12 protein-coding genes and 1 riboswitch are annotated in these 12,089 nt (G+C 67.2%); of the genes, 9 read left to right on the top strand and 3 right to left on the bottom strand.

Going from position 1 to position 12,089, the window contains the following annotated elements; translation table 11 throughout:
• Window positions 1-5: 5 nt before the first annotated feature.
• Window positions 6-1,040, bottom strand: a complete 1,035-nt coding sequence (locus tag D456_RS24500) for a serine/threonine-protein kinase (RefSeq protein ID WP_051049498.1) — start codon at window positions 1,038-1,040, stop codon at window positions 6-8.
• Window positions 1,041-1,474: 434 nt separating this feature from the next.
• On the opposite strand from D456_RS24500, the gene D456_RS0118615 reads away from it, so the two are divergent.
• On the top strand, window positions 1,475-2,893 hold the full coding sequence (locus D456_RS0118615) for a hypothetical protein (RefSeq protein WP_152442614.1): 1,419 nt from the start codon (window positions 1,475-1,477) through the stop codon (window positions 2,891-2,893).
• Between the two features lie 89 nt (window positions 2,894-2,982).
• Here D456_RS0118615 and D456_RS0118610 read toward each other — a convergent pair whose 3' ends face one another.
• Both D456_RS0118610 and D456_RS0118605 read right to left on the bottom strand, forming a co-directional pair.
• Window positions 2,983-3,330: a hypothetical protein gene (locus D456_RS0118610; RefSeq protein ID WP_026116009.1), complete on the bottom strand. Its 348-nt coding sequence runs from the start codon at window positions 3,328-3,330 to the stop codon at window positions 2,983-2,985.
• 116 nt (window positions 3,331-3,446) lie between these two features.
• A complete protein-coding gene (locus D456_RS0118605) occupies window positions 3,447-4,010 on the bottom strand; it encodes an ATP-binding protein (RefSeq protein WP_026116008.1) in 564 nt (187 codons plus the stop codon).
• A 227-nt stretch (window positions 4,011-4,237) separates the two neighbouring features.
• Between D456_RS0118605 and D456_RS27940 the strand changes: the two genes are divergently transcribed.
• From D456_RS27940 to D456_RS0118565, 8 genes are all read left to right on the top strand, one after another.
• Window positions 4,238-4,453, top strand: coding sequence for a helix-turn-helix domain-containing protein (locus tag D456_RS27940; RefSeq protein ID WP_338036329.1), 216 nt, complete (start codon window positions 4,238-4,240; stop codon window positions 4,451-4,453).
• A gap of 78 nt (window positions 4,454-4,531) precedes the next feature.
• Window positions 4,532-5,089 (top strand): Scr1 family TA system antitoxin-like transcriptional regulator, encoded by a 558-nt coding sequence (locus tag D456_RS24495; protein WP_017577693.1) that lies wholly within the window; start codon window positions 4,532-4,534, stop codon window positions 5,087-5,089.
• Window positions 5,090-5,106: 17 nt separating this feature from the next.
• A complete protein-coding gene (locus D456_RS0118595; protein WP_373295699.1) occupies window positions 5,107-5,346 on the top strand; it encodes a DUF397 domain-containing protein in 240 nt (79 codons plus the stop codon).
• A gap of 81 nt (window positions 5,347-5,427) precedes the next feature.
• Window positions 5,428-5,727 carry an NIPSNAP family protein gene (locus tag D456_RS0118590; protein WP_017577691.1) on the top strand — a complete coding sequence of 100 codons (300 nt, stop codon included), beginning with the start codon at window positions 5,428-5,430 and terminating at the stop codon, window positions 5,725-5,727.
• Window positions 5,728-6,268: 541 nt separating this feature from the next.
• Window positions 6,269-6,538 carry a hypothetical protein gene (locus D456_RS0118585; RefSeq protein ID WP_026116007.1) on the top strand — a complete coding sequence of 90 codons (270 nt, stop codon included), beginning with the start codon at window positions 6,269-6,271 and terminating at the stop codon, window positions 6,536-6,538.
• Window positions 6,531-7,139, top strand: coding sequence for a DUF6879 family protein (locus D456_RS0118580; RefSeq protein ID WP_017577689.1), 609 nt, complete (start codon window positions 6,531-6,533; stop codon window positions 7,137-7,139). Before D456_RS0118585 ends, D456_RS0118580 begins: the two co-directional genes overlap by 8 nt.
• A gap of 61 nt (window positions 7,140-7,200) precedes the next feature.
• On the top strand, window positions 7,201-9,588 hold the full coding sequence (locus D456_RS0118575) for an ATP-binding protein (protein ID WP_026116006.1): 2,388 nt from the start codon (window positions 7,201-7,203) through the stop codon (window positions 9,586-9,588).
• A gap of 780 nt (window positions 9,589-10,368) precedes the next feature.
• Window positions 10,369-11,784 carry a GntP family permease gene (locus D456_RS0118565; RefSeq protein ID WP_017577686.1) on the top strand — a complete coding sequence of 472 codons (1,416 nt, stop codon included), beginning with the start codon at window positions 10,369-10,371 and terminating at the stop codon, window positions 11,782-11,784.
• Window positions 11,785-11,840: 56 nt separating this feature from the next.
• Window positions 11,841-12,022, top strand: a riboswitch (cobalamin riboswitch).
• Window positions 12,023-12,089: the final 67 nt, after the last annotated feature.

Here is a 12,089-nt window from a genome sequence, read left to right as displayed (position 1 = left end):
CGGGGTCAGGCCGCCACGGCCGGGCGCGCGTAGGCCTTGCGCAGCCGCTCGGCGGCCAGAGCGGCCTTCTGGGGTGCCGTCTCGTGCCGGGTCGGGGCGGCCCGGGTCGTGCGCACCCGGACCCGGGGGGTGGCGGGGACCGTGTCGGGGACCTCGGTCCCGGGGACGTGGGTGCTCCCGGCCACCAGCTCACGAGCCGAACCCGGGGTCAGGTCCAGCGCGGACAAACGTTCCAGGAGCAGCGCCCGTACCTCGGTCAGGGGCGGCCTCTCGTCCGGTTCGGCGGACAGCAGTGACCGCAACAACGGGAGCAGGGTCTCGGGGACGCCCTCCAGGTCCGGAGCGGTACGCGGGTCGAGGATCCTCTGCTGGACCGCGTAGTCCGTCGGCCCGTAGTAGGGGTAGCGGCCGGTCAGCGCGAAGGAGGAGACCGCGCCCAGGGCGTACACGTCCGCGGCCCGGGTGACCTGGTCGGCGGCTCCGAACTGTTCCGGGGCCATGAACAGGGCGGTGCCCATGTGGCTGCCCACCGCGGTCAGGTCCCCGCCGGCCCTGCCGATCGCCGCCAGCCCGAAGTCGACCACCTTGGGGCCGGTGGGGCCGAGCATGACGTTGGCGGGTTTGAGGTCGCGGTGCAGCAGCCCTGCCCGGTGCACAGAGGCCAGGGCGTCGGTCAGCAGCAGGAGCAGCCCGGTACCGACGGCCTCCTCGAGCGCACCGTCGCGTTTGACGTACTCGGCCAGGTCCAGGCCGGTGATGTACTCCATCGCCAGCCACGGGCGGTCCGCGTCGGGCTGGCTCGCCCCCATGAAGGCGGCCGTTCCGGGCCCCTGCACCAGGCCGAGGGCGGTGGCCTCACGCTGGAAACGTTCGCGCATATCGCTCTGGGCGGCGTACTCGCCGAGCATCGTCTTGACCGCGGCGTGGTCACCATCGGGCGCCAGCCCGAGATAGACCACGCCCATCCCGCCTTTGCCGAGTCTGCCCAGGAGCGTGATCTCGCCCAGGGTCCGGGGGTCTTCGTCTCGGAGGGGTTGCACTTGTGGCCTGCCTTCTCACAGCGTGGGGCCGCAGTCTGGGGGAGCGGGAACGGCCCGTACACACAGTATCCCCGAGGGGCGGGGCCCGAGTACCGTTCTGCGGGATAAAAGCGCCGTGTGTGCGGGCTTTCCGGAGGTCGGTCGTCCGAGAGTCGGGCAAGTGCGGAGCGTGACCGGCAGGTTCCTGTCCGGTCCGTGGCCGACTCTAGAATCTCCGTGCCCGGAACTCCCCGAGATCGAGGCAGGAAACTATAGCCACCCGTAGGAACACCGAAGTCACCGAGCCGACACGACGAGAGCTGTGGCGCCTGTGCAACGGCATGTGCCACCTCTGCCGCTGTGAATTGGATCCCACCACCCGTGGAAATCTTCCGACCGGTGTCGTCTCCCACATCGCCGCGCTCTCCGACGGAGGCCCACGGTTCGACCCCTCGATGACGAACGAACAGCGCAACACGGTCGAGAACTTGATGTTCCTCTGTCCCTCATGCCACAGCATGATCGACAAGAACTCCGGTCGAGGGTTCCCCACCGATGAGCTCGTCGAAGCCAAGGGCCGCCATGAGAGCTGGACCCGGAGCCTGCGCCAGGCCGGGAGCACTTGGAACGTGCACTTCCGCCACGTCGATTTCGTCAATCTGCCCCGTATGGCGGCCCTTTCCGGAGGCGAAAAGGTCCACGAGGCCGCACGGCGCATCGGCCTCGACCCGAACAAGGCGTTCCGGGAACAGGGCATGCTGGCCGGCACCTTCGTACGTCAGGTCAAGATGGTGTTCGAGAACTGGAGGGAACTCGCCGTCGATCTCGACCCGGACTCCCCGGTAGAGGTGAAGCCGGGGATGGTGGTCTCCTTCGATTCCCCGATGCGGGCTCGCAACATCGAACACGCTCGCGCTCTCATGCCCATCAGCGGGCTTATCGAACGGGATCCCCACTTGGGGTTCACCTACGGCACTCAGGAGATCTCCATCAGGTTCGACCCCGTGTGGCTCACCACCATGACCTCACTCACCACCCTGGGGACGGCCGAGACGGAAGAAGTGACCTACGCCGGGATCGGCACAGTCGCTTCGGTAACCGACAGCCGGGTCCAGGTGTCGGCTCTCGCTTTCGGGCAACCGGACAACGGCAACAGCACGCTCTTCGAAATGTTGTTGGATCCGTCTTCCTCCCCACGAAGCATGGAAATACCCACGACAGACTCGAAGAGCAGACGGGAAATGCGTATGCCCCGGCAGAAGTCCGCGCGCGAAAAGGTCGACGTGGCGTTCTACTTCGATGAGTTGGCCGAAGAACTCCTCGGACCGGAGTCGTTGCAGGGAGCGATGTTCAGGGCTCTCCTCAAGGCGGTGCCGGAGCATCGTCGCGACCTGTGTGTCGGGGACGCGTTGTTGGACACGCGCCCGGCCCGGGGCGAAGGCATGGGCTTGGCCTCGAGGCTGGTCCCTTCGGGCGGAGGCCATTGGAGCTCCTTGGACGTCCCGCGCCTCGGTCGCCTCATCCAACGGACGGAGCTCGCTTATATGCGCGTGTGGGGGGTCGAGCCCCAGTACCTGGATGACATAGACGAAATTCTCCGCGAGGAGTTCGACCCGTACCTCGGCGGCTACCAGATCGTGGCCGACAACTCAGCGCACACCGGCCTACACGACTGTTCCCCGCAGTTCCGGCTGCGTGGCGCCGAGCTCAGCGTCCTCTACAGCGCGGTCGACTGCTACAACGACGGCATGGACGAATCCATCCTCCACTGGTGGCAGAACAGCGGTCTCTTCTCCGCCGTGAGCTGGGAAGAGGACGAGGCGCAAAGCCAAGAGGACGAGAAGCGAGCCCGGGAGATCCTGGAAGGTCTCTGAGCTCGGGCCTTCGTCCCCGAGGCAATCCGCTCGGTGGCGGCCGCCCCCTTTGCGGGTACCGGCCGCCACCGGCAGGGGCACGAGGTCGGTCAGCCGTGCACGGGTTCAGGGGCCAGGAGGCGATCCAAGGTCACCGTGTCGGGCACCTCGGCCAGGCCGGTGGAGGAGGCCACCCAGTACGACCCGGTCTGCTCCCCGAACCACAAGATCAGGTGCGGGTTACGGCGCTGGAGGGTGGCGGCGAGTGCGTGTTCGCGCTGGTACTCGGCACGGTGGCCGCCCAAGCGGGGCAACCCCTGGGCCCGGCGCCGACGGCAGGAGGTGTGCGTGCACACCGGGCAGTAGGGCCCCACGAGCGGGCCGCGCCGGGGCAGCGTCGGGAACGAACGGTGCAGCGGGTCGCTGGAGGGGCGGGGCTGCGGGATAGGATTTGTCATCGATCCTGCTTTCTGTTCATACGCAAGTGACGGGATTTCGGGATTGAGGGCCCGGGAGGCGTTGGCGCGCTCTCCTGGGCCCGTTTCACGTCCGAGGGGCGTGATGCAGCCGCGCTCTACGCGGCGGTGTTCCAGAGGTTGCCGGTCAGGTCGTAGGCCAGGAAGAACCACACCTGGCGGCGCTCGGGGATGCCGTTGTCGCCCCAGGTGGTGGCCAGGGCATCGATCAGCGCCAGGCCGCGGCCGGACTCGGCCGCCAGACCCAGCCCGTTCAGGTGGGAACGCAGGTACGAACGGTGGTCGAACTCGATCCGCGTGCGGTCGCGTGCGCCCTGGTCGCGGCAAGTCAGCTTCAGCCCGCCGTCCAGCCGTTCGCACTTGAAGGTGTAGGTGCCGTAGGACTCCCCCGAGCGGGTGTGCTCGACGGCGTTGTTGGCGAGCTCGGACCCGAGCAGGGTGAACAGGTAGCGGTAGTCCTCGGACCGGGTGGCGGCGCAGGTGTTCAGGAAGGCGCGCACCAGCGGCATGTACTGGACGGACCCGCCGAAGGAGTAGCAGCGCGCCTTGTAGTTGCGGATGTCGGCCTGGCCAGTGAAGTAGTGCCGGCATCGGGGCGGCACCAGCTCTCCGAGCGGAACGGTCACCTCCGGCAGCAGAGGCATCGGGGCAGTTGCGGGCATGACGAACGAGCTCCTTCGCACGTGGGAGTTGAACGGGGGTCGGCGTGCCCGCAGAGGTACATCCTTCGCGTTTCCCGGTCGACGGGAGGGGCACGGCGTAGCCTGAGCGACAGAGACTCTGCGTGAACACTTGATCACTGACTACACAACTCATCTTCACACCGGAATCCGGGGGAGTCAATCAATCTCACCGGATTCCGGTGAAACTTTTCCGCTAGGCTCCACCCATGGCAACTCCCTACAGCCCGAGCATTCGTCGACGACGACTGTCATCTGAGCTCAAGCGCCTGCGCGCCCAAGCTGGCTTGACCATCGTCGAAGCTGCCAAGAAGGCAGGCTTAGGCAAGTCCAGCCTCGGAGCGATCGAGCAGGCGGAGTCAAAAGCTGTGCCCGCTGGGACTCTGAACAAGCTCTTGGACCTGTACGAGGTCACCCCGGAGTAACGCGCAACCCTCCACGAACTGGCCAAACTTGCAGGCAAGAAGGGATGGTGGTCGCAGTACAAGGACCTCATCCCGCAGATGCTGGCGGACTTTGAGGCCGAGGCGAGCACATTTCGGACATATGAATCTCAAGTGATTCCGGGCTTGCTACAGACGCCCCAGTACGCGGATGCCATCTTTCGAGCGAACCTTGTCCGTGACGACGATGAAATCGATCGACGAGTAGAAGCGCGCGTCAAGCGGCAAGGGGTCCTCAACCGAGTCGATCCGCCTACGTTCATGGCGCTGATCGATGAGGCGGCGCTGCGGCGCATGGTCGGTACAAGCGATGTGATGCAAGAGCAGTTGCGTCATCTGACGCAGATGGCCTCGCGCCACAACATCAATATCTACGTACTGCCTTTCTCTGCGGGAGCACATCCGTCAACCGAGGGAAGCTACGTGATCATGGACTTCACGGATCTCCGGGATGCCAGCATCGCCTACCTGGAGACCCCCGCAACTAGCATGTATCTGGAAGAGGAACACCAGGTCAGGCTATTCAACGACATGTTCGGCAGCACGCAGAGCTGCGCCATGGCCCCGGTGCAGTCGCTAGCCTTCATCAACCGCCTCCTCCAAGAGCTAGAAGAGTGACAACAGTGAGCGACCAGATGATGTGGTGTAAGAGCAGCTACAGCGACCAGGGGCAGAACTGCATAGAGGTCGCCCACATCCCCGCCAGCTTCCGCAAGAGCAGCTACAGCGGTGTCAACGGCAACTGCGTCGAGGTCGCCGACTTCCCCTGCGGCGCGGCCGTCCGCGACTCCAAGAACCCGGCCAAGGGCCACCTGCCCTTCCCCGCCGCCGAGTGGGACGCCTTCCTCACCCTCGCCCGTACCGCACGCCCGTAGCCCGTGAACCACCCCCACACCCCGGCGCCCGTCCGGGCCTCCGGTCCGGGCGCCGGGCCTCTGTCCGTGAGAGGCAGCGTCGTGACCGTCACCACTCAGGTACGCACCTACACCGTCCGGGATGGCCTGCTCGACGAGTGGGTCCGGCGCTGGAAAGAGGAGATCGTCCCCCTGCGCCTGGAGTTCGGGTTCTCCCTCGGCGGCGCATGGATCGACCGGGAGCGCCACCACTTCATCTGGGAGATCTCCTACGAGGGCCCCGAGACCTGCGCCGAGCGCAACAGCCAGTACTGGGGCTCCCCCAAACGTGAGGCGATGGCACTGGACCCCAAGGACTACCTGGTCTCCACCGACGTTCGTGAGGTCATCCGGGTCTACTGACCCCGGCTGCCCTCCTCCCCCATCCGCGACCACTTTTCCCGGCCTCCGTGACCACGGACGGGGGGAGCAGCGTCGCTCATCCCCGTCCTCTCCCCTGCCACCGCACCGCATCGAACGGGGCCCTGCCGGTCGCGCGGGCATCGCACGCCCGGGACCGGCGCTCAGCCGGACTGGAATGCCCGATTTTGCAGCGGAATGCACATGCATTTTCAGGTGCATTATTGATCCACCCTCAAGAACCGCACAAAATTCTTCCCACGAGTTCGACGGCCAGGATCTCCGAGCGCACCTTCGCACCGGGCACAACACACCTCAAAGAGCACGTACAGCAAGAGGGAACCCAGAAACCAAGCGCCACAGAACCCTCATGACCTGCCGTTTTCCGGACATAGCCAGATCCGCCTTCGACTCCATGCACTTCTCCGGCGCAGAGTACAGCAAACATGACCACGCGGGACATATTCCTCACTCGGACGGAGATGATTTCCGTGCTATTTTCGAAGAGCGCACTCCCCCGAACCGTGCGCGGAAGGGGCCCATGATGAAGCGTCCTTGGGAGGCAGACCCCGCAGCGACCATGGCACGCAGACTCGGCAGGTCACCGGAGGATCTGGGCAACACGGACCGGGTCAACGGATGCCCCGACATCTGGGAGCTCGACAACGGCGACATCGCCGTGATCGGGCGTGACCTGACCGATCTCCACAAACGGCAGCTCCCGCCGGACGCCGCCATTGCCGAGGACGAACGACTCGTCATCATCCCCCGCAACACTCTGATATCAGCGAAAGCAGACATCCCCGATGCTTGACACCATCGACGGTCTTTCCGGAGAACGTCTGGCGCTCGATCCCTACCAGGAGGATTTCGACGCTCGTTTGTCCTCGCTGGAGAACACCGATATCTGGAAGTTCGAACGGCAGCAGGACTTCCATCAGCCGGAAAGTGCCAGCTGGATGGCGTTCCGTGAGGGGCGAAGGGACGAATCGCTCCGGCTTCTGGAGAGCAACCGCTCCTCTCTACAGAAGGACTTCGCGGAACTCGCCCGATCGGGCTGCAGGATCAGGCGGGTCCGTGTCGCGGAGAAACCGATGACCATCTACCTGCTGTGGGAACTGCACTCCCTGCGTGTTCGGGCGCAGTGCGGCGAGGACGTGCGGGTCGTCTCTGCCGGCCCCATCGCCGCGCTCGAACGGGGCGGCCGGCTTCCGGAGGTCTTGAACGTGGGCGATCAAGTGACGTACAAGATCCTCTACGACCCCCAGGGTGTCCTCCAAGGAGGGGAACGCTTCACCGACCCCTCCATCACCACACGGTGCCGGGCCCAGATCGCCGCCCTGCACCAGGACGCCGAGCCTCTGGAGGAGTTCTTCGGGCGTGAGGTGGGTGGGGCGGAAGCCACCCGTGCCTGACAACAGACCCCACGAACCGGGTGGGGAACCCGACGAAGGCAGCCGCGGCGACCGGGCACGCATGGCGGAGGTGTCCGGCCGTGCAGTGCAGGCACGCGAGGTCCGGGGAGGGGTGCACTTCCACGGACACGAACCGGGCCTCTCCCCCGCCCCGGTCCCCAGGCAACTCCCCGGCGAGGTGCACGGGTTCATCAACCGCTTGGGGGAGACCGAGGTACTCAGCGCCCACCTGACCGGCGGGGGCTCCGAGCCCGGGCAGGCAGCGTCGATCCACGTCATCACCGGTACGGCCGGCGTGGGCAAGACCGCCTTGGCCCTGCACTGGGCGCACCGGGTCCGGGAGCACTTCACCGACGGGCAGCTCTACGTGGACCTGCGCGGCTACGGCCCTGGCCCGGCCCTGCCCCCGGAACAGGCCCTGGACCGGTTCCTGCGCTCACTCGGGGTCTCGGCCGACACGATGCCTGCCGACCTCGACAGCCGCGCAGCCCTCTACCGTTCCCTGCTCGCGGACCGGCGCGTGCTGATCCTGCTGGACAACGCCTCGACCGCAGCCCAGGTGCGGCCCCTGCTGTCCGGCTCCGCGGGCTGCGTGGTGCTGGTCACGAGCAGGGACCGGCTGTCCGGTCTGGTCGCCCGGGACGGGGCGCAGCGCCTCACCGTCCGGGCCCTGGACCCGGCCGAGGCCGTGGAACTGCTGGAACACGTCACCGTCCACCAACGTCCCAAGGACGATGCCCGCGAGGTCTCCGAGCTGGCCCGGCTGTGCGGGCAGCTGCCCCTGGCCCTGCGCATCGCCGCCGAGCGTGCGGCGAGCCGGCCCCACATGCCGTTGGGCGAACTCATCCAGGACCTGCGCGACGAATCGGGGCTCTGGGACGCCCTGGCCACCGATGACGAGGAGGAGGCCGACGCGGTCCACTCCGTTTTCGCCTGGTCCTACCGGGCTCTGCCGGAGGAAACCGCGCGCCAGTTCCGCTTGCTGGGGCTGCATCCGGGCCATGACTTCGATGCGGGGGCCGCGGCTGCCCTGGCCGATCTGCCCGTCCGGCGCGCACGCCGCATCCTGGACTCACTCGTGGGCGCGCACCTGGTGGAGCAGTCCGGCCCCGACCGGTACCGCTTCCACGACCTGCTCCGCTCCTACGCCCTGGACCAAGCCCGCCGCGAGGAGGAACCGGAGCATCGCCAGGAAGCCTTGAGACGCCTGCTGTCCTGGTACCTGCAGATCGCGGACTCCGCGGCCAGGGCGGTGCACTCACCACTGCGACACCTCGAACCGGGCCCGGAGCCGCACGAGGGCGCACTTCGAGGCGTCCACGCATTCACCGAACACACGGAAGCGGTCCGGTGGTTCGAGACCGAGAGCAAGAACCTTCTCGCCGCGACCGAAGCCGCCGTCTCGTCCGGGATGGACGGGCTCGCCTGGCGTCTGCCCGTGGTGCTCAGGCACGACCACATCTACCGGGCCCCCATGGCCGAATGGATCACCGCCGGCCTCCTCGGTCTGGGTGCGGCCCGGCGCGAGCACGAGCGTGCGGCCGAGGCCGACCTGGCGGAGAGCCTGGGGATGGCCTATGTGCAGTCCCACCGACGGGAGGAGGCGCTCGCCCACCATCGACGCGCTCTTGAACTGCGCCGGGAGTCGGGGGACGAGCTCGGGGAGGCCATGTCACTGAACGCCTTGGGGCTGGCCCACTTGCGCGAGCACCGGCCCGCCGAGGCGCGCGAGTTTTTCGAACGGTCGTTGGCCACGGTCAGGCGCCTGGGTGAGCGGGGTTGGGAGGGGATCGCGCTCGGCAACCTGGCCGATGCACTGCTCGATTCGGGGCGTCCCCAGGAATCGGTGGACCTGGCCGAGGAGGCGGTCGGGATCCTCCAGGAGAGCGGCAACAAGATGGGCGAGTTCGCCTGTCTGGCCTGTTCGGGCGCGGCATGGCGGGAACTGGGCCGGACCGATCGCGCACTGTCCTGCACACAGCGCGGGCTCGAGGTCGCCCGCGAGTTGGACAACTCCCCCAGGGAGGGTTTCGCGCTCCTGGAACTCGGCCGGATCCATCTGCTGCTCGAACACCCGGAGGAGGCCCTCACCTGCTTCCACGAAGCGGCGAATCTGCACCGCCGGATCGGCGACCAGGTGCGCGAGGCCGAAGCTTTCGAGGGCGTGGGCGAGGTCCACGAAACGCTCGAACGTCCGGGAGAGGCCGCGAAGTTCTACCGGCAGGCGGCCCACAGTTACCGCAGGCACCAGGACCGGTGGAAGCTCGCGGTCTGCCTGGACCGGTCGGCCTCAGCGGTGGCCGCCACCGGAGACCAGGAGGCAGCGCGCGGGCACTGGCACGAGGCGCTGGAGGCTCTGGAAGGCTTCACCGATCCCCGGGCCGCGCGCCTGCGCGAAGAGATCACGGCGGCCTCGGCGCGCTCAGGTGATGGGGCGGGTAGCGGCTGAGGCCCCGTGCCTGGAACTCGGCAGGCGCATCGAAACCTACGTGCGCCCCGGGGAACAGGCATTCGAGGCCACCCGCACGGAGCTACATCTCTTTGAGCCCATCAACGACTTCAGCGCGAGCTTCGCCATCGGGCTGCACATGCCCACCATCCTGAATCCGGGTCGAGTTCGCCGATGGTGAGGAACAGCGGTTCACGGTCTACCTGGTCGGCCCGGAGAGCGGCTCGTGGGCGTCCTGACACATCGACGTCCGACCAGATGTCCACTGTCAAAAATTCGCTCACACGGGGTAAAACGCCCGGTTGCAGGCGGCCGTTCCATGCCTACGCTCGCACCTGCCCCAGATGTGTTGATGGGTGTGAAGGGAGTCTTGTGGTGCCGGGGGGCACGTGTGTGCGTGGTGCTCGGGGCCCGGCCGTGTCGGCCCGGGTGGTTGTCAGTGCTCTTGTGGGCACTGACAACGTTTTCTGGCGCCCGTAGGAGCACTATCAACGGTGTTTCCCCCACCAAAGACCCGATACCACGAGCACCCCGCCGCTTCAACCCCCTTGCACCCCACAACATCGCGGTGATGTGCCCCACTATTCACTATTTCCTCCGTCACCACACCGGCGCGAAAATCACCCCGGGATGCCCGCCCGCCCGGCGGCGATCCCACTGGATGCAGCACACACTCACAGCACTCCCCCGTGCTGCTGGACGCCCGCGCCGGCCCCGGGACGACGCCGTCCCCGGCGAAAGATCCGGCACACGTTGCCCCGACCCCCGAGGAGAGCCCCCATGGCACTGGGAATCATAGGCATCGTCACGTCCTTGTTCCTGCTCATCACCCTCGCCTACCGCGGTGTCCCCGTCCTTCTCGCTGCTCCTCTGGCCTCGGTGGTCGCGGTGCTCTTCTCCGGGGCCCCGATCCTGGCCTCCTACACCGAGGTCTTCATGCCGGCGATGGCCGATTTCGTCGGCAGCTGGTTCCCCGTGTTCCTGTTCGGTGCGATCTTCGGCGTGCTCATGACCGTCACCGGCTACGCGGAGAGCATCGCCCGCACGGTGACGAAGCTGGTGGGCTCGCGGAGCGCGATCGCGGCGACGATCGTCACCTCGGCCCTGATGACCTACGGCGGCATCAGCCTCTTCGTCGTGGCCTTCGTCATGTATCCGCTGGCACGCGAGCTGTTCCGGGTCGCCGACATCCCCCGCCGCCTCATCCCCGCGACCATCGCGCTGGGCATCTTCACCTTCACGATGACCGCACTGCCGGGCAGCCCACAGGTGCAGAACATCATCCCGGGTCAGTTCTTCGGCACCGGGTCGTTCGCCGGGGCCGGCATCGGGCTGGTGGGCGGTGCCCTCATCTTCGGTCTCGGTCTGCTGTGGCTGGAGTACCGGCGCAGCGCGCTGGTCCGCAAGGGTGAGAGCTTCGACAGTCCGCAGAGCGAGTATGTGGCCGGCGGGTCCTCCGAGGAGGGTGCCGAGAACCAGGTCACCACGCTCGAACCGGCCAGCCGCCTCGTGCCCTTCCTTCCGCTGCTCACGGTCTTCGCCGTGAACTTCGCGTGCACCCTGCTCATCTTCCCGGCGCTCGACTGGTCCTACCTGGAGCAGGAGCGGTTCGGCGGGGCCACCATCGACGAACGCGCCGGACTGTGGGCGGTGATGCTGGGCATCGCCGCGGCGATCCTCCTCCTGGCCGCCCTCAACGTCCGCAACTCCGCGACGTTGTGGACCGGGTTCGTCGACGGCGCCAAGCGGTCCATGCTCCCGATCTTCAGCACCGCCTCCGAGGTGGGCTACGGCGCGGTCGTCGCTTCGGTCGCCGCCTTCGCCGTCGTCCGCGACTCGGTCTTCGGCATCGGCGCCGGCGCCCTGTGGACCTCGGTCCTGTCCGTCTCCGTCACCGCCGGCCTCACCGGCTCCTCCTCGGGCGGTATGACGATCGCGCTCAACGCTCTCGGCGAGGACCTGCAGGCCATGGCCGAGCAGGAGGGCGTCAGTATGGAAGCGATGCACCGGCTCACGGCGATGACCGCGGGCGGTCTCGACACGTTGCCGCACTCCGGTGCCGTCGTCACCCTGCTCATCGTCTGCGGGCTCACCCACCGGCAGTCCTACAAGGACCTCGGTGTCGTGACCCTGGCCATCCCGGTCCTGGTGGTCGTCGCGCTCGTGAGCCTCGTCTCCGTCGTCGGCTCGTTCTGAGCCGTCCCGACGAACAACGGGCCACCCCGGCGACGGTGCGCCCGCACCGCCCCGTGTAGGGTCCCTGACGCCGTGGTGCTCGGGAAACCGGTGCAAGACCGGAGCGGCCCTCGCCACTGTGATCGGGAAGGTCACGCGCTCCCGCAAGGGGTCACTGGACCAGAGTGTGGTCCGGGAAGACGCCGCGTGATCCGTTCGACCCGTCAGCCAGGAGACCGGCCACGGCACGCTCGATCCGTCCACGAGGTGTGGAAAGGCGGCCTTGGTCGTGCTCATGCTGTGTCCTGTCCGAGCCCTTGCCGTGC

Origin of the sequence: Nocardiopsis kunsanensis DSM 44524, assembly GCF_000340965.1 — a bacterium.
GTDB classification, from domain to species: domain Bacteria; phylum Actinomycetota; class Actinomycetes; order Streptosporangiales; family Streptosporangiaceae; genus Nocardiopsis; species Nocardiopsis kunsanensis.
The sequence above is the reverse complement of the archived record's forward strand: the minus strand, read 5'-3'. Positions and strand labels throughout refer to the sequence as shown.